Genomic DNA, 19,136 nt, shown 5'->3' on the forward strand with positions numbered 1-19,136 from the left:
CTCCCCTAATCATAGTAAAAGCGGGCCTTCGAGGTCCGCTTTTATTTTGAATGACTATTGGCTCTCTTCAATACCACTTTTTGAAGATTGTCAACCGAAAAATTCGTCACTTCGGCTTTTGTGGCTTGTTTTTTACCTGAGGTTACTTCAAAAATCAATTCTTCTCCTCGTAACTCGTAAGTAGCAGTAAGGGAGATTCCTTGTGTTTCAAAAAGGCAGTATAGTTTATTATCAAACAAATAATTGATTAGCTCTATACCGTCGCCTTCGTCTATTATGTAGATGCCTTTGGAGGCGTCTTTTGTCTTCAATTTGTAATCTTTCACCATAGGCATTTTGGAGGATAGATACTCGGTTTTCCAAGTCCATTCTCCAGAAGATGACATAGGCGCGACGGTGAGTCGCACCTCCACGCTGTCTTTTATACTTCCAGAGCGATAGATGTACATTTGTCCTTTCCAAGTGCCTACACAATTTTGGACAAACGTATGTTGACCCTTTACAATGTGCCCTAGACTGGCCAATATAAGCACCAATACTCCCTTTTTGAGGAGCATTTGCCTCTTTGTTATTTTAGTTAAGTTCATTCACTGTATCAATATAATAGCAATGAGGATGGTTTTTCATCCCTATTTTGGGATAATATTCCACTGCTTTGGGCGCAGAAAGCAAAATAAGTTTAGCCCGTGGGGCTGCCAATTTTGTTTGACGAATCAACTCTTTGCCAATTCCTTGTTTCTGATAAGCTATATCCACGGCCAAATCTGACAAATAAGTACAAAAAGCATAATCCGTAATAGCGCGTGAGACTCCGATGATGACGCCATTTTCACGAGCGGTCACAATCAAATTAGCATTTTGTAGCATCATCGCAAGGCGTTCTGTATCTTCTATAGGACGGCGTTCTCCTAAAGTAGAGCGTACCAATACGGATTTAAAATCTTGGACTGACAAGTCATTTTCAAGCTGATAAGTAATCATGGAGTATCTAAAATTTGCCTTATGGGTTTCCAAATTAGTTAAAATTTTGGTATCCCGAAAATATCTATTTTAATTTAGCGTATCAATGTCAAAACTGATTATTAACATTTTTTTATAACCCTCCTCCCTTTAGATTTGGTAAATTAATATAGTATTTACTTTATCAGCATTTACCTATCCCCTCCCTATGGCTGCTACCTTAAAATGTCCAAAATGCGATAGTTTAGAAACTGTCAGAAACGGAATTATCAAAAATCGCCAACGATTTCGCTGCAAAAAGTGCGATTATAACTTTACCGTAGAGAAGCTCGGCAAAGGCATTAGTTCTTATTATGTCATTAAAGCTTTGCAGCTTTATATCGAAGGAGTAAGCTTTCGCGAAATTGAGCGTCTTTTGGGTGTAAGTCATGTATCGGTAATGAACTGGGTGAAAAAATACCAAATCAAAATTCCGGATCGTATCACACATCATGCAACTTACAAAGTCATGAATCATAAAGAATTAGCAGAGTTTTATGCTGACCGCAAAAATCTGGAAGGGACAGGCATGATTGTGACCGAGCTAGGCGACAAATTCATGATGATTAAATGGGAACGTTTCAAAGATTAGTCGCTTCATTTTTTTCTTTTTTGTTAAGCCACGACCTCCCGTTGTGGCTTAATTTTTATAGTTTCTCTTCGTTTTTTGCTAATATGATATACTTTTGTTAAATTAATATAGATACTATTTTTTGCTATTACTCTTTCAGATTCTACTCTTTTGACAGCTAAGTATCCTATATTATTTGGCTAATATCTTCCCAAACCACATTTTATTGAAATTTTTAGCCATCAAATAATACTCAAATCCCCCTTCTGACTCTTCCAGAGTCATACCTATACTTTTTGACCAAAGCTATATCAATATTTTCTTTATTAATTGGATTTTATTGTGCTTTGAATCGTCATTGAAATTCAAGGCGCCAGTGTTTCAGTGGGTTTACCAAGACTTCTCTCAAACCTTTCTTAACCTAAGATGAAAAAAATAATTTTTGCAATAGCTATTATTCTAGCCTGCGCTTCCAGCGGATATCTACAGGCTCAAGGGTCGTCAGAGTATGGCGCAGGAATGAAACTAAATGTAAACTCGGAAGGCACCAAATATGTGCGCTTCATCACTTGGAGTCAAATTTGGATGCGTTCTGTTCAGAACAACCCCGGTACGCTTGTCAATGGCGTAAGTCAAAACAATACCTTCGACATTGGGGCCCGTCGGCTTCGGATGCTCGTCCAAGCCCAAATGAGCCCTCGATTTATGGTTTTAGCTCATTTTGGTATCAATAATCAAACTTTTTTGAACGGCGGTGCCCCCGGAACCTCGGGTACAGGAGGCTACGGACAAGGCAAAAAACCAGAATTGTTTTTTCATGATTTTTGGGGTGAATATGTTATCATTCCTGCTCTTAATGCTGAGACCAAAAAAGCTAACCCTTTTTCGATGTCGTTTGGCGCTGGTTTGCACTATTACTTAGGTTTAAGCCGCATGACCATGCATAGTACCCTCAATTTTATGGCTGTAGATTCGCCCGTTTTTACGTGGGCAACTATCGAAAACTCAGACCAATTTGCCCGGATGTTTGGGGTGTTTTTGAAAGGAAAAGCCAACAAATTTGAGTACCGTTTGAGCCTCAACAAACCTTTTGCTACCAATCTTACCCCCGTAGAAGGAGTAGCGGTAGATAACAATGGTGTCAGCAAAGCCTCTACCTCTGGCTATTGTGAGTATCAATTTTTTGATCAAGAGTCCAACGTATTGCCATTCAAAGTCGGCTCCTATGTAGGAACCAAGCGTGTGTTTAACATTGGTGCGGGGTTTTATCACCAACCCCAAGGCACCCAAAGTCTAAAAAATGGAGTCGTCCAAAAACATAATATAAGTTTGATGTCGGTCGATGCTTTTTTGGATATGCCTATTGGTAAAAAAGAGAAAAATACGGCCTTAACTCTTTACAGCGGCATTTATAAATACAACTTTGGCCCCAACTATATCAGAAATGCGGGTATTATGAACACAGGCACTTTAGACCCAAAATTTGAAGGGCAAAAGGCACTTGCCGGAGCGGGCAATGCCCGCCCTCTACTCGGTACGGGCACTATGTTTTATACACAAGCAGGGGTATTATTACCAAAAAGCAGCGAAAAGCCTAAAGTAAGAATACAGCCTTTTGGCGCTTATACATGGAAAAAACTCGAAGCTCTCAGCAAAAGTGGCAACTACTACGATGTAGGGACTAATTTTTATCTTGAGGGACATCATTCCAAAATCACTCTCCAATATTCTACCCGCCCTATTTATCTTGCTAAAGATAAGATAGATGGCAGTAAAGGAGAGTTTATTATTCAATTTCAAACGTACCTTTAGGAAGCTATTCAATACCTAGAGTGGCATTTAAGCTAAGTAAAATCATACTCAAAAACCCTTACTATTTTTTATAACACCTTAACTTTTTAAAGTAATGTCTGAAACTGCAAGCGCTGCCGAAAAAGGGCAGAAAAAGCAAAGCCTAGCCGCAATCATCGGCGCCTCATCGGTAGGAACGATGATCGAATGGTACGACTTCTACATCTTCGGAAGCTTGGCTACCATCATCGCTACCAAATTCTTTCCGGATGGCAATCCCACCGCCGCCTTTCTTTCTACCTTAGCTACCTTTGCCGCTGGGTTTGTGGTGCGGCCTTTTGGCGCTATTTTCTTTGGGCGCCTTGGTGATTTGATTGGCCGCAAATACACCTTCATGGTCACGCTACTGCTGATGGGAGGGGCTACTTTCATGATTGGGTTGATTCCTAGCTACGAAACCATCGGTTTTTTGGCCCCTACTTTAGTGCTTCTATTGAGGCTCTTACAAGGGCTCGCGCTAGGAGGAGAATATGGAGGAGCTGCTACCTACGTAGCCGAGCACTCCCCCGCCGACAAACGAGGCTTCTGGACTTCGTGGATTCAGATTACGGCTACAGCAGGCTTGTTTGTATCACTGATTGTGATTCAGGTGACCCAAAACAGCATGTCGAAAGAAGCTTTTGCTGATTGGGGCTGGCGGGTACCTTTTTTGGTGTCTATCCTGATGGTGTATGTATCGGTGTTGATTCGTAAAAATATGCACGAGTCTCCGCTTTTTGCCAAAGCCAAAGCAGAAGGAAAGACTTCAACTAATCCTTTGAAAGAATCTTTTGGCAATCGATACAACTTCAAATTTGTGCTTCTTGCTTTGTTAGGAGCTACTATGGGACAAGGGGTAGTGTGGTACACGGGGCAATTTTATGCGTTGAGTTTTTTACAAAAAGTAATGGCAATTGACCTTCAGCAATCCAACGAACTTATGACCTATGCATTGGTATTGGGAACGCCCTTCTTCGTATTTTTTGGATGGCTTTCCGACAAGATTGGTCGTAAGGGTATTATGCTAGCGGGGATGCTCATTGCTATTTTATCGTATCGTACGATTTACGAAAAAATGTACCAAACCACCAATTTTAAAAATAAAACGGAAATCACCGACAAGACGAGTATTGAAGTATCTCGCAAATTGGAGGTAAAGGATGGCGTGGCTACGAAAGATTCGTTGATTACGACTACCACCAAGAAAGAATTTACAGACGGCACTAAATATGAAGAAAAAAAGATTGAGAAAATCTTAGCCGTTGCGGCAGCCGACGCCCCTAAACCTGAAATCAAAAAAACCGTTACAATCAACGACAGCGACAAATGGACCTTGATATGGTTGGTATTCATTCAAGTGATTTTTGTCACCATGGTATATGGCCCTATCGCGGCATTCTTAGTAGAAATGTTTCCTACGCGCATTCGTTACACTTCTATGTCGTTGCCTTATCACGTCGGAAATGGAGTTTTTGGAGGATTACTACCTACCATCGCAACGGCGCTTGTAGCCTCAGCTGGCAAAGCCAACGAAACCGCCACTGCCGCTGGTCAGGCTGCTCCATACGCCGCCCCTTATTTGGAGGGTCTTTGGTACCCTATTGTGATAGCGGGTATTTGCTTCGTCATTGGGCTATTGTATATCAATGGCAAAGACCGTAATGTAAACGACTAATACCACTTTTGATAACCAAAAAGCTGACTCACAAAAGCTTTTTTCAAATCCTTTCATCTATTCTTTTCAAAACGAAAATACAATGAACACAATAAAAAGACTTGCCGGTGTACTTTGGCTCATCGTGGGAGCTGCCGCCGGATACTATCTTTTAATCAATCAGGCTATTCCAAAGTTTAGTACTGGCAAATCGGAAGATTTGATTCCTGCCGGGATTTATACCTTCATCTTATGCCCCCTCATTGTGGGAAGCTTAGCCACTTTTGGAATATATGCCCTCAAAGGTGAATACGATAATCAAAATTAGGTTTAGGGTTTAGTAGTATGGATGGTTGTTGAGGTGAAATATATCTTCGACAACCATTTTTTAACCCTCTCTTTACGGTCTTAAATCCAAATACACTCCTTTTTCATGAATCGTAACCGCGAATTATTGTTGGCCTGTTTATGTATATTGACCATGGCGATATTCAATACGCCTCTTTTGTCGATAGCCAATTATGATGCTTTTATAAGCGGGATTCCAGTATTTTATGTTTTTCTTTTTGGAGGTTGGTTGGGGATTATTTTAATCATTGCTTGGCTCGTGCGCCAACCCAAACAAGATACTGACGATGAGTAGTTTGTGGATTATTACATTGTCTTTGATTTATCTATTGGTATTGTTTGGTATCGCCAACTGGGCCGAACGTCGTGCAGTGGCACATCGAAGCCTCGTCAACAATCCCTATGTGTATGCTTTATCATTGGCTGTTTATTGTACTGCTTGGACTTTTTATGGTAGTGTGGGTCGAGCCGCCGAAAGTGGGCCTGATTTTTTGAGTGTGTACATCGGGCCTACTTTTTTGATTCCCCTTTGGTGGGTCATTTTCCGAAAAATCATTCGGATTTGTAAAGTTCAGCGGATTACGAGCATTGCCGATTTTATCTCGGCTCGTTATGGTAAAAATCGAACCTTAGGCGGTATTGTCACCTTGGTGTGTTTGTTGGGGATTGTGCCTTATATTTCGATTCAGCTCAAAGCTATTACGATGAGTTTTTCGATTTTATCGGAGCATCAGCCTTTGGCTACGCAATCGTTTTGGTCAGACCAATCGTTTTATATTGCGTTAGCACTCATTGTTTTCACCATTTTATTTGGTACACGCAAACTCGAAGCCAACGAGCGCCATGAGGGTCTTGTAGCGGCGATTGCGTTTGAGTCTTTGATTAAATTATTCACCTTCATTGCGGTAGGTTTATTTGTAACCTTTGGGCTTTTTAATGGCTTTACGGATATATTCTCACGCGCTGCTAAAGTACCTGACCTACAAAAGCTCTTTGTTTTACCTCAACAACAAACCGGTAGCTGGTTTTGGCACTGCTTATTGGCGGCGATTGCCATTTTGTTTTTACCACGTCAATTCCAACTTACGGTAGTAGAAAACATCAACGAAAATCATCTCCGCAAAGCGCAGTGGCTTTTTCCGCTTTATTTGCTCATTATCAATATATTCGTTTTGCCAATTGCCCTCAGCGGAAAGCTTATTTTCGAAAACGACACAATCCCCTCTGATACTTATCTACTTGCTTTGCCCTTGCATTTCAAGCAACAAGGATTGGCGTTTTTGACGTATTTGGGAGGTTTTTCGGCGGCTACCAGTATGATTATTGTAGAGTGTACCGCCCTTACGGTAATGTTTACCAACAATCTCCTAATGCCTGTTTTGGTAGGCCGTCCAAGCTGGCAAAAGCGGCTTGGAAGTTCAGGCGGAAGTTTTGTACTCAATGCCCGCCGACTATTTATTGGGGGGATTATTCTCTTGGCTTATTTATACTATAAAAACGTCAGTGACAAATACTCGTTGGTATCGGTAGGCATGGTTTCTTTTGCAGCAGTGGCGCAATTTGCCCCTGCCGCCTTAGGCGGGATTTTCTGGAAAAAAGCCAATCTGGTAGGTGCGATGGGCGGCATTTTGGCTGGAAGCACCGTATGGCTTTATACCCTTATTATTCCTTCTATGGTTTCAAACGGTTTTATTTCAACTGATTTTTTAACGTATGGCCCTGCCCACGTCAGTTGGCTACGCCCCGAAGCGCTCTTTGGACTTGAAGGCATGGACAATCTTTCTCATGGGGTATTTTGGTCCTTGTTTTTCAATTTGATTTTTTACGTATGTGGTTCGCTTCATTTCGGTCAAAGTGCCCTTGAGCACAACCAAGCGGCTTTATTTGTTGATATTTTCAAATATGATACATCCTATGAACGCTCGGTCGCTTGGCGCGGAAAAGCCCTCATTACCGACATTGTGACACTCATGAGCAAATTTTTTGGGAAACCACGCGCCGAAAGGGCGCTTACGCTCTACGCTCGCCGCAACAAACTAAGTCTCCAAACCAAATACGCCGACCCCATGCTGGTCAACTACGCCGAAAAAATGCTCAGCGGAGCGATTGGCGCGGCTTCTGCGCGTATTGTGGTAGCTTCGGTTGCTAAAGAAGAACGCATTACGGTCGATGAAGTAATTGATATTCTCAAAACATCCCAAGAACTGAAGACTGTTAATGAGGAGCTTACCCGAAAATCTCGCGAACTAGAAGCTTTGACGCATCAACTCAAAGAGGCCAATGACAAACTTAGGGTATCAGAGCAGCAAAAGGATGATTTTTTAGCTACCGTAACCCACGAAATCCGCACTCCGCTGACGTCGATTCGGGCTTTGTCCGAAATAATCCACGATAATCCTGACATGGAGCTTGCGCAACAGCAACATTTTCTGAATACTATCATCAAAGAATCTGATAGACTCACCCGACTCGTCAATCAGGTGTTGGATTTGGAAAGGTACGAAACAGGTCGCTATCAGCTTTCTAAAGAAGTTTTTTCGATTCAGAGCCTTATCTCCGAATCTATCAACTCAATTGAGCAGTTAGCCAAAGAAAAAGAAATCATTATCAAAACATCTTATGACGGTTCGTTGGGCAATATCTACAGCGATTACGACCGATTGATGCAAGTTTTGATTAATCTTCTATCAAATGCTATTAAGTTTTGCCCTGCCCAAAACGGTTTAATTGAAGTAGGGGCAAAAGTAGAAAATGGTATTTTACTAATAAGCGTCAAAGACAATGGCACCGGCATCAGTCCTGAACAGCAAGCCCTCATCTTCGATAAATTCTATCAAGCAGAGTCCAAACGAACTCGCAAAGTCAAAGGAAGTGGGCTTGGGCTAGCGATTTCAAAAAAAATCATCGAACTATGCGAAGGCGACATTCAAGTACAGAGCAGCTTAGGCAAAGGAGCGGTTTTTACGCTTCAAATTCCCACTAGGGTATCCTAAAAACCACCCAAAAGCACTCTGAATAAACATTTTATAAAATATTAATCCAAAGGAATCAGCATCTATACCACTTTTGCAACTTAATTTTATTTTCAAAAAATTAATTTTCTACTTTACACCATTATTGACACTGAAGCGATTGTAGGTTTTTACCGAAAATGTGATTAGCATGACACGCCAGCATATAAAAATATTAATAGTAGACGATGAACCCAATATTTTGATGTCGTTAGAGTTTTTGATGAAAAAAGAAGGGTATCGCGTATTTATTGCTCGCGATGGTGAAGAGGCTTTTGACATCATTCGTAGCGAAGTTCCCGATGTGGTTTTGTTAGACATCATGATGCCCAAAGTCAACGGTTATGAGGTATGCACTTTTATCAAAACTAGTCCAGCGTACCAGCACATCAAAGTTGTTTTTATGAGTTCAAAAAGTCGAGAAATCGATTTGCAAAAAGGATATGAGTTGGGGGCAGACTTGTATATACCCAAGCCGTTTTCGACCCGTGACATGGTAGCCAAGGTAAATTCGCTTGCGACAAGCACCTTGTAATAAGCACTTTATATTTCATAAATCATGAAATCGTCAATACAATCGTATGCTGACTTCTATGAGGCCAGTCTAGCTAGTCCTGTGGCTTTTTGGAGCCAACAAGCGGCTAAAATTGCTTGGTATGAGTCCCCCACTCAAATCCTCACCACCAATGCCCGAGGCTTTTATCGGTGGTTTGAGGGAGGCAAACTCAATACTTGCTACTTAGCAATAGACTATCATGTACAAAATGGCCGCGCTGACCAAGTAGCCCTTATTTACGATTCGCCCGTCACTCAGCAAATTCAAAAATATACTTATCGTGAGCTTCAAACTCAAGTAGCAAAACTGGCGGGAGCATTGCGCAATTTGGGAGTAACCAAGGGCGACTGCGTGATTATATATATGCCTATGGTACCAGAAGCTGCTTTTACGATGCTGGCTTGTGCCAGATTGGGGGCAGTTCATTCGGTGGTGTTTGGCGGTTTTGCGCCTCATGAATTAGCAATCCGAATCGACGATACCCGCCCTAAAGTCGTGGTATCGGCTTCGTGTGGTATTGAATTTGACCGAGTTGTACCCTACAAACCACTCCTTGATGAAGCTATCCGCCAAGCTAACTTCAAACCAACGCATTGTCTTATTCTACAACGTCCCATGACTACCGCAAGCATGGAAACCGACCGAGACATAGATTTTGAGCAAGCACTACAACAAGCCTCTCCTGCCGAATGTGCCGTATTGAATGCCCTCGACCCTCTGTATGTTTTATACACCTCCGGTACTACAGGCAAGCCCAAAGGAATCGTAAGAGACAATGGCGGTCATGCAGTAGCTATGAAATTTTCGATGGAATATGTGTATGACATAGCCCCGGGCGATATATACTGGGCGGCATCAGACTTAGGCTGGGCAGTAGGCCACTCGTATATCATATATGGGCCTCTTATTCAGGGCTGTACTACCATTTTGTTTGAAGGCAAACCTGTTCGCACTCCCGACGCTGGCACGTTTTGGCGCATCATAGCCGCGCATAAAGTCAACGTTTTTTTTACTGCGCCTACGGCTTTTAGAGCAATCAAAAAAGAAGACCCTACCGCCGAGCATCTCCAAAAATATGACCTTAGTTCTCTAAAACAAATATTTGTGGCAGGAGAGCGCTGCGACCCACCTACTTTAGAATGGCTCCAACAAATCACCAAGGTTCCTATCATCGACCATTGGTGGCAAACCGAGTCAGGCTGGCCTATGATTGCAAATATGACAGGAGTTGAAATGTCAGCAGTAAAAGCAGGCTCTGCTACCAAGCCCGTTTGTGGATTTGATGTGCAGATTTTGGACGAAGAGGGGCATCCCCTTCCTCCCAAACACGAAGGATATGTCTGTATTAAGCTTCCGCTTCCGCCAGGCTGCCTACCTACGTTGTGGAACGACGACCACCGCTTTCAGCAGTCTTATTTATCTAAATTTCCGGGCTACTACCTTTCGGGCGATGGTGGGTATAAAGATGAAGACGGGTATGTATATATCATGGGGCGCGTCGATGATGTCATCAATGTGGCAGGGCATCGCCTCTCGACAGGCGAAATGGAGGAATTTGTAGCATCACACCCAGCCGTAGCCGAATGTGCTGTGGTAGGAATTGCCGACGAGTTGCGGGGTCAACGTCCCGTGGGGTTTGTGGTACTCAAAGACAAAGTGGCAATTGAAGAAAAAACTCTTGAAACAGAGCTAGTGACCATTGTACGAGAGCAAATCGGTGCGGTAGCATTTTTTAGAAATGCACTCATCGTAAAACGTCTTCCCAAAACGCGTTCGGGCAAAATCTTGAGGAAAGTAATGCGTCAAATTGCTGATGGCGAACCATATACAATTCCCTCTACCATCGATGACCCTGCGATTTTGAGCGAAATCACCGAAGCCCTCCAAAAACGGAAGATAGGAAAAGGCTTTAGAGAATAAAAATCTCAATAGGTTTCATAATTTTCTATACTTGTTTAGCAATTTTGTGATATTTTTTTCACTCAATCGGGAAAATGTTTTGCTATTTTTAGACCCACATTTCATCACCACTCGTTCCTTACATTAACCTTAATCAATCCAAAACATCAATAAATCATGCGTATACGTACTTTTGAAGACTATCAAGCTGCCTATCAACATAGTGTGGAAGACCCTGAAGGCTTTTGGGCAGAAGTAGCACAAGAATTCAAATGGCATAAACCTTGGAAGCGGGTATTAGACTGGAATTTTGAAGAGCCTAATGTGAAGTGGTTTGTAGGTGGCAAAACCAATATTACCGAAAATGCGCTCGATAGACATCTCAGAGAATTAGGAAATCATCCTGCTATTATTTGGGAGCCCAACGACCCCTCTGATCCAAGCGTAACGCTTACTTATAAAATGCTCCATGACCAAGTGTGTCGATTTGCGAATGTACTCAAACGCAATGGAGTTCAGAAAGGAGACCGTGTGTGTATTTACCTTCCGATGGTGCCCGAAGCCGCCATAGCGATTTTGGCTTGTGCCCGCATTGGTGCCATACATTCAGTGGTTTTTGGTGGATTTTCGGCCCAATCTCTTACCGACCGTATCAATGACTCCAATTGTAAGGTCATCGTTACGTCAGACGGAGCAGCGCGGGGCAATAAAAACATCCCGATGAAAGATACTGTCGATGATGCCCTCATCGCTTGTCCTTCAGTCCAAAAAGTAATTGTACTCACCCACACTCGTACCCCTATCTCTATGATTAAAGGGCGCGACGTATGGTGGGAGAGTGAAATGAAGCAAGTCACTTCCGACTGCCCTGCTCAAGTGATGGACTCAGAAGATCCTCTCTTTATTCTTTACACTTCAGGTTCCACTGGTAAGCCCAAAGGGGTAGTTCATACCACGGGTGGCTACATGGTTTATACGGCTTATACATTCCAAAATGTATTCCAATACGAACCCGGTCAAATCCACTTTTGTACTGCCGATGTGGGCTGGATTACAGGGCATAGTTATATTGTTTATGGCCCATTGTTGAGCGGTGCTACCACGGTGATGTTTGAGGGGGTGCCTACCTATCCTGACGCAGGACGTTTTTGGGATATTGTGGATAAACACAAAGTGGATATTCTTTATACCGCCCCCACGGCCATTAGATCATTGATGGGCTTTGGCCTCAAATATGTTGAAGAAAAAGACTTAAGTTCATTGAAAGTTTTGGGTTCGGTGGGTGAGCCTATCAATGAAGAAGCGTGGAATTGGTATAACGAAAACATCGGTAAAGGCCGCTGCCCCATCGTTGATACTTGGTGGCAAACCGAGAATGGTGGTATTTTGATTTCGCCTATTGCAGGTGTTACCAAAACCAAACCTACTTATGCCACATTACCACTTCCGGGTGTACAACCTGTATTGGTAGATGAGGCCGGCAATGAAATTGAAGGAAATGGCGTGAGCGGCAACTTATGCATTAAATTCCCGTGGCCGTCTATCATTCGTACCACTTGGGGCGACCACGAGCGTTGCCGCCAAACTTACTTCTCTACTTATCCTGGAAAGTATTTTACGGGCGACGGGTGTCTCCGCGACGAAGATGGCTACTATCGCATCACAGGACGGGTAGATGATGTCCTGAACGTATCGGGACACCGTATCGGGACAGCTGAGGTCGAAAACGCCATCAATATGCACTCTGATGTGATTGAAAGTGCGGTAGTAGGTTATCCACATGATATTAAAGGACAAGGGATTTATGCTTTTGTGATTAGCGAAAATCTACTCGACGACGAGGACTTGTCAAGACGCGATATTTTGGCAACTGTAACACGTATTATTGGGCCGATTGCCAAGCCTGACAAAATTCAGTTTGTGAGGGGATTGCCCAAGACTCGCTCAGGTAAAATCATGCGCCGAATCCTGCGTAAAATAGCCGAAGGAGATACTTCCAACTTAGGCGATACTACCACCCTACTCGACCCTAGTGTAGTAGAAGACATCAAAGATGGAGCTCTGTAAAGCATTGGCAAATCACTCTTAGTATCAAAAAAGCTGCTTTTAAAAAGCAGCTTTTTTGTAAAACGCCAAACTTATGACATCTTTTTTTTATAGAAAAAATACTATTTTGTAACCCTACTTATTCAACATCAAAAACACTATACATATTCTCAAAAATTTGTCAAAACTCAGTTTTTTAGTTTAAAAAAAGAGCTATTAAAACCAAAACAACAAGATATACAAAAACATACCATTTGGATAAATAAATAAACTTTACTTTCAAAAAGCTCAAAAACAAACCAAAAAATAAATTTTTATATAAAAAAACAAACAATAAATTTAACATAACAAATAATTTTGAAAATTATTTGTTATAACACATATTTTTGTATTAGCTTTGAAACACAATAGTAATTCTAGTACGTACTTTATTACTTTTATTATACTTCATCAACAACAAAGTAAGTTTCTTTAAGTCCCTTCTTTCTGCTAAAGAAGGGACTATCTTTGAGTAACTATTCCTAAACCCTGCTTTCTGGGAGCGACATCACAGTTCCACCATTTTATGATTTTGGCAAGAAATGACGTAGCCCCCCCTCTGCAAGTATTTCTGAAGAGGGAGATGGTTATTAGCGACACTTAGGAGCAGCTCTAAAAATCGGCGCACATTATTGCCGCAGTTATGGAGTTGTTTGCCAGTTGAGTCGTATTGAATCGATCTGAGCCAAACAACCCAGTCAAATTGCTAAAATGTCATCGTATCGGACGCGGCTGCGATGCAGTAGAGACAGGTTATTAGCTCTGATTGAAAACTATCCTAATTGCCTTGACTGATCATATCTCCTCTTTGGTTGGCACTATTTTTTTGTACAATTTCTGCCGACAAACGATAATTAGCTACTTTTTCAGCCAAACCATTCCCGTCTTCAAACACTCTTGCCTGATTGATAGGGATAAGTTTTGTGTTAGTCTCGTCTCCATTTTTTTGAGTAATTGTAAAGACATACTGAAAATTTTTAATACCCGTACCCGAAATTTCACCAGAAATCACCACAAGCTGTTTAATGCTAATACCGCTTGATACCCCTGTTGTTTCTGAAAATAAGGTAAATTTGTTCCCATTTCCTGATAGGAAGGACGCCGTACCGGATTGGCTACCTGTCATATTATCTTCTTTTTCCTCATAAAATACATCCCCGTTTTTCTGGTTAGTGAGTCGAATCCGAAAGTCTCTTACTACTTTGCCTTTTTTGTAGGAGTCATTTGGTCCGTAAGGAGCTAACAACACCGTTGGATTTACCTGAAAAGCCCCTTCTACGATGGGGGGAGTATTTCCCTCATTAATAATCATTCCTTTTTCCTTCATATCGCTTAGAGCTGCTTGCGAAACAATATTTTGGATTTTTTGTGACAAACCGGGAGCCGGATCATCTTTCTTTTTGCACCCATTGAGCCATAAGGTATTGATAGCCAATAGAAACATGGCTAAAACAGAAGTGAAGATTGTTTTCATGCGTTTTCTGATTTTGTATTGAAAGAGGATTTTTTATAGTCTCCAACTGTAATTTTATTTGTCCGGATTAAATTATCCATGCTTTACGCCCTTGCTCAAAGGCATCTTTACTAAGTTCACCTGCTATGTTCCGGAGAGTAGTAGCAAGAATTTTATCGAAGCTTTTTTCACCACGGCCAGATGATTTCACAACCATTGAGCGTCCCAATTGGCGTAGTTGCTCTGCCAGTTTAGGCTGTTTTAATACACCGGCGATGTCGCGGAGTAAAAAACCTTGTGCTCGCATTAACAAAGGTTCGATTGGACTCGGACAACCAGGACATCCATCAACCCAATCAGGGTGAAAAGTGAGCAACTGAATTGCGCGATTATAAATAATCAGATTTGCCATAGTAATAAATGTTTAAAGGGGGGGATATTGTTTAAAAGGTGAAGCGAAATTCATACTGCCTGAATTACTTCTGCTCAATTGTCGAAATAATAACCCCAAATCGGCTCGACATTGTAGCTTTAATTGTATTACTGAATTGTATCTCGCCCGTTGGTAGTGATAAACTGAGTAATGGTATGCCTGTAGATGAGATAGCTAAAAAGGGCGAACCCGGTCCACCGATTCCTGTAACACTTTTGTTTCGGATGGCCCACAGCCATTTGTTTTGCATAGGGTTGTATTTCGCTACAACCATATAATATTGCGTTTCTGGGGTTTGGGCAGGCAGGGTTATATCACCGATTGTAAAAGGGTTGTTTCTAGGGCCGTCATGAACCGTATAGAGATTTCCCGAATTATCGAATGTTGCACCGTTAAGGTAGCTACCCGGCATAGTAGTTGCCCATTTAGTAGAGCCATCCTGACGAAAAACTGCCCATATAACGGGGTTAGTAGAGGTAGTAGTAGCTCCGCCAATTGAAATACCGGACAAAGCAGCTGAGTGTACCACAAACTCACCTGTTGAATAACAGGATATGTCAGTTATGTGGGGGGTTTTAGTAGTAGTGATGTTTTTGCTCCATTCTAACGAACCGCCGGAAGAGAGTTTTAAGAGAAACTCACCGGATGATGAGAGTGCTGTACCCCCGACCGATGGTACGCCATCGAATGATCGTAAACCGACATAAACATCCCCATTAGGATCCACATCGAAATAGACATCCTGCTGCCCTATCCCCGAAAATAACCGACTCCAAAGCAGTTTACCGGATGGGTCGAAACGTGCTATCACATGATCCCAACCTTCGGTACCATTGTTGAGTACCCAAGCCGGATCAGACCCAGTAACGGTGGATGTACCAATCGTAGCTTTTTGATTCCCCAAGAGTCTTTCTATGACATAACAATTACCTTGAGCATCAACATGAGTAGCTCCTAAAGAGAGGGTACTACTGCCCGCTCTTAAACCAAAGCTACGTACCCACTCTACCTTACCATCGGGGGTGATTTTTGCCATATAGGCACCAGAGTTAGACAATGTAAAAGAGCCAAATGTCGTATTACGTGTACCCGCACTTAAGGCTGCATACAAATTTCCTGCTGCATCCATATCAAGATCATACACTTCATTGCTCGAAGTACTGGTAAGTTCGATAACCCAAAGGGGTTCACCTGTAGCGTCAAGTTTGGCGACGAAGCCGCCATAGCCGGAGCCTGTCGAAAACTTCCCTATTTTCCCTGCTTTGTTGTAAGAACCTGATATGTAAAAGTTTCCGTTGGCATCGGCAAGCAGGTCTCTGGTCTGGGTAAAGTCAAAACCTTCGCCCAAAGAACGGGCTGTTTTCCATTCGGCTGCGCTCACCACCGGCGTTCCTGTCTGCGCCGTCTTCACCTGCACCGCCGTACCATAAGTCGTGCCCTTATCGTTAGTCGCATAAGCCCTTACGTTATAGGTCGTATTGGCTTTGAGGCTTTTAAGCTCCGAGGTAAACTTCAACGGAAACGGCCCGCTTGCAGCACCGAGTTCGGTTTTGGCATCGGCGGTGGTTGGAGCCGCGTTGGTTTCCGACCATACATGCCCGTGCTGACTGATAGCCGCCCCACCGTTGGCCGAGAGGGTACTGCTCACTTTGGCACTCGTAGCGGTGATATCGCTGCTGCCGGTGGCATTGGCCGCATTGTCGAGTGTAGGAGCTGTGGTAGTAACGGGATTTGTTGGTTTAGAAGGTGCAGGGTCTTCTTTTTTCTTACAGTTTAAAATCCCTACTGTCAACAAAGAAAAAAGGCTTAGAGATAGAATGAGTTGTTTTTTCATAATATTGGAAAATTTGTAAATAAGTAGCGAATCTCAAATGAGTCAAAACACCTATGAATCAATGCTTTTGAGGTTTTAGCTTCCAGCGTTTGACCAAAAAATCCTTAAATGTCCAGATAGGCCAATAAATAATGATAGCTACGACATTGCCAAAAACAATCGTCAACGGCAGTGCCCATACCCAATTTGAGGGGTTTATTAGCATGAACCAGAAAGGTGGCCATACCAATAAAAACACACCCGCAATCGCATTCCTCAGTTGTGCTTCGGAGGTAAAGCCTACCCGAATCTGTACCTGTGTATGTGTCTCAAACTGCTGAGTAGAGCCTGTTATTTGTGACCAAAAAACAGTACTCCAACGAGTAGCACGGGCTTTTTGAATCCGAAATCTAGGGTATTTGGTTTCTACTGCAAACCGAGGTTCGGGAGAGCGAAACACCGCTAGTACTTCTTTTTCTTGGGCCAAACGCTCAAGATCTTGCCAAAGAAAAGCCTCCGACTGAAGAGTTATGTAGAGTTTCATATTCGACTTTATCGTTTATTCTTTCGCTTTCTAATCCGCCGTTTTTTGGTGTTCCAAATCATTTCAAAGCGAAGTTTTTACAGTACCGTTTTTGGCTATACGTATCAATTTTACATCCGCTGTTTTGATACAGCGACTAAATGTTTTAGGGGCTTGGATTGTATTTCAAAAAAACAAGAAAATAATGCCGTGTATTTGTCCCAATACTTGTCTCATTTCTTGTATGGAAACTTCTTAGCGGCTCTTTCCTTCAACTTACCAGCAAGCTCTTCGGGCAAACGGTAGCTACTATTCCAATCATCGTTTTGATAAGTCAACACCACCCGTTTTTCGAAAGCGTTATAGAGCGCGTTAGGCTCAGCGTAGCTTCACCTTGTTTGGGGCTTAAAGAAAAATTTTCGGTTTGTCGAGCAAGTATATCTAGACCACGAGAAAGATTTGTGTTATTTGGTTGCATTGATAATAAACGCCCCATAAGACGCATCCGTAGCTGACGTAATGCGGGGAAAAGTAGTAGTTCCAAAGCCAAAAATAGCCGCCCAACCTAATGCCTCTTGTGCTCTGTCACGAGCTGTAGCACCCACGATGATGTTGTCGGACGTAAGCGTAAGGGCGTTGTTGTTGAGGGTATATGTGAAACTCACTACGTCTTCCTTGGTGCTTTGGTCGATAAATACGACTTTCTTTATGCCGTTTACTTTTTCGTTGCGATAGTTGTAGGTGGCATTGCCCATCGTAACGGTACCTGTACTAAAATCCAGTAAATCATTAGGAAAACGAGTAGTAGTACCCTTCTGATTATAGGCACCATTGGCTGTATATCTCAATTCCAGTTGGATATTGTTCATTTTGTAAGTACCCAACAAAGGCCAAGCGGCTTCCACTGCGCTCTGAAATAGACCGCAACTTGTGAGAAATGTAGTGAGGAAAATAGCCGCTAAAGCAGTGCTATAAAAGGGACGAATTTGAGATTTCATGGCCATTCGATGTTTTGATGGACTATCTTGAATTATCTTTTCTTGGACAGTTAAGAGCATGGCATTCCCATGACGCGCTTTGATGTAGCGTGTAAGTTTGGATAATGTTTTACACCTAAAAACTGAGGACTATACCTTTAATCAGGCAAATTGTAGTAAGCTTTTACCTCTTCGTATTTGGAATAATCAACGGCAGCTTTACGGCCATTACGCAAGTCGGAGGCGGGAATGATAATAATTCTTGTTGCATTGAATGTCTGACTTACGGTAGTGTTGTCCGTTCTTCTTATTGCTACTACTGAATTCGCACTAGGCCGAATAATAGTCCGGTACTCATAAGAACCATCAAAAACACCTGGTATAGGATACCAATACCCTAACGAATTTTGCAAATACAAAAGAAGGACTGACTTCCCAATCATATCCGCTGTTATACCTGTTAGTGTGTAAGTAACTTCATTATTAGCGAGTGGATTAAATACCCGTGAGCCATAGGTGAATTGTACCACATTGGCATTGCCATTCTGCCCCGCAGGACCTTGAGTACCAGTATCGCCCTTAGGCCCTTGTGGACCAGCGGGCCCTGGTTCTCCCTGTGACCCTGGGCAAGCAGTCAACAAAAATACCATAGAAACACTTATAAGTGCTAGCGAAAGGAAGCGTAGTTTTTTCATTATGAGTACGTATTGTTTACCGCCGTCGCGGTGAGATATTGAGTTTTAAAACATTTCAAAGGTCGGGCATAAATAGTCGCTACGAAATCCCCAATTTTGGTGAGCGGATATTTAGAAAAATTATTACTTTATATCTATAGATATAGATTTTTATATAAACAAACCAATCCCTTGCCACTTCTAGCTAGAAGAAGCGAATCAGGGTTTCGGTCAATCAATTCATCTACTTATAAAATACTCGTAAACGTTTATCCCTAGCTGTTGCGTGGAATAGTCTGAAAGCTTTTTG

At 42.3% G+C, this 19,136-nt stretch carries 17 protein-coding genes; 9 read left to right on the top strand and 8 right to left on the bottom strand.

The features are described 5' to 3' along the window. Positions 1–41: 41 nt before the first annotated feature. Entirely contained in the window at positions 42–557 is a 516-nt protein-coding gene (locus G563_RS0121135) for a hypothetical protein (protein WP_037327754.1), read from the bottom strand. Between the two features lie 16 nt (positions 558–573). After that, positions 574–981, bottom strand: coding sequence for a GNAT family N-acetyltransferase (locus G563_RS0121140; protein ID WP_028667057.1), 408 nt, complete (start codon positions 979–981; stop codon positions 574–576). Positions 982–1,168: 187 nt separating this feature from the next. On the opposite strand from G563_RS0121140, the gene G563_RS0121145 reads away from it, so the two are divergent. The 9 genes from G563_RS0121145 (at position 1,169) to acs (ending at position 12,935) form a co-directional block, all read left to right on the top strand. After that, positions 1,169–1,591, top strand: coding sequence for an IS1/IS1595 family N-terminal zinc-binding domain-containing protein (locus tag G563_RS0121145; protein WP_028667058.1), 423 nt, complete (start codon positions 1,169–1,171; stop codon positions 1,589–1,591). A gap of 405 nt (positions 1,592–1,996) precedes the next feature. Next, entirely contained in the window at positions 1,997–3,382 is a 1,386-nt protein-coding gene (locus G563_RS0121155; protein WP_028667059.1) for a hypothetical protein, read from the top strand. A gap of 94 nt (positions 3,383–3,476) precedes the next feature. Continuing rightward, on the top strand, positions 3,477–5,075 hold the full coding sequence (locus tag G563_RS0121160; protein ID WP_028667060.1) for an MFS transporter: 1,599 nt from the start codon (positions 3,477–3,479) through the stop codon (positions 5,073–5,075). A gap of 82 nt (positions 5,076–5,157) precedes the next feature. After that, on the top strand, positions 5,158–5,382 hold the full coding sequence (locus G563_RS0121165; protein WP_028667061.1) for a DUF6814 family protein: 225 nt from the start codon (positions 5,158–5,160) through the stop codon (positions 5,380–5,382). Positions 5,383–5,487: 105 nt separating this feature from the next. Further along, entirely contained in the window at positions 5,488–5,697 is a 210-nt protein-coding gene (locus G563_RS0121170; RefSeq protein ID WP_028667062.1) for a hypothetical protein, read from the top strand. Continuing rightward, a complete protein-coding gene (locus G563_RS0121175; RefSeq protein WP_028667063.1) occupies positions 5,690–8,395 on the top strand; it encodes a sensor histidine kinase in 2,706 nt (901 codons plus the stop codon). The genes G563_RS0121170 and G563_RS0121175 overlap by 8 nt, the downstream gene beginning before the upstream one ends. A 169-nt stretch (positions 8,396–8,564) precedes the next feature. Continuing rightward, positions 8,565–8,948, top strand: coding sequence for a response regulator (locus G563_RS0121180; protein WP_037327757.1), 384 nt, complete (start codon positions 8,565–8,567; stop codon positions 8,946–8,948). 24 nt (positions 8,949–8,972) lie between these two features. Then, positions 8,973–10,889 (top strand): propionyl-CoA synthetase, encoded by a 1,917-nt coding sequence (locus tag G563_RS0121185; protein ID WP_028667065.1) that lies wholly within the window; start codon positions 8,973–8,975, stop codon positions 10,887–10,889. A 156-nt stretch (positions 10,890–11,045) separates the two neighbouring features. Further along, complete coding sequence (acs, locus tag G563_RS0121190) at positions 11,046–12,935, top strand: acetate--CoA ligase (protein WP_028667066.1); 1,890 nt, start codon at positions 11,046–11,048, stop codon at positions 12,933–12,935. A gap of 796 nt (positions 12,936–13,731) precedes the next feature. Here the strand turns inward: acs and G563_RS0121200 are convergent. The 6 genes from G563_RS0121200 to G563_RS0121225 form a co-directional block, all read right to left on the bottom strand. After that, complete coding sequence (locus G563_RS0121200; protein WP_157585532.1) at positions 13,732–14,427, bottom strand: hypothetical protein; 696 nt, start codon at positions 14,425–14,427, stop codon at positions 13,732–13,734. Positions 14,428–14,494: 67 nt separating this feature from the next. Next, complete coding sequence (locus G563_RS0121205; RefSeq protein WP_028667068.1) at positions 14,495–14,818, bottom strand: hypothetical protein; 324 nt, start codon at positions 14,816–14,818, stop codon at positions 14,495–14,497. Between the two features lie 64 nt (positions 14,819–14,882). Next, entirely contained in the window at positions 14,883–16,673 is a 1,791-nt protein-coding gene (locus tag G563_RS0121210) for an NHL repeat-containing protein (RefSeq protein ID WP_028667069.1), read from the bottom strand. A gap of 58 nt (positions 16,674–16,731) precedes the next feature. Next, complete coding sequence (locus tag G563_RS0121215; protein ID WP_028667070.1) at positions 16,732–17,196, bottom strand: hypothetical protein; 465 nt, start codon at positions 17,194–17,196, stop codon at positions 16,732–16,734. A 443-nt stretch (positions 17,197–17,639) separates the two neighbouring features. Further along, positions 17,640–18,173 carry a hypothetical protein gene (locus G563_RS0121220; protein ID WP_157585534.1) on the bottom strand — a complete coding sequence of 178 codons (534 nt, stop codon included), beginning with the start codon at positions 18,171–18,173 and terminating at the stop codon, positions 17,640–17,642. 137 nt (positions 18,174–18,310) lie between these two features. Continuing rightward, complete coding sequence (locus G563_RS0121225; RefSeq protein ID WP_037327769.1) at positions 18,311–18,847, bottom strand: collagen-like triple helix repeat-containing protein; 537 nt, start codon at positions 18,845–18,847, stop codon at positions 18,311–18,313. Positions 18,848–19,136: the final 289 nt, after the last annotated feature.

Origin of the sequence: Runella zeae DSM 19591 (genome assembly GCF_000423565.1) — a bacterium.
In the GTDB taxonomy this organism is placed as follows: Bacteria; Bacteroidota; Bacteroidia; order Cytophagales; family Spirosomataceae; genus Runella; species Runella zeae.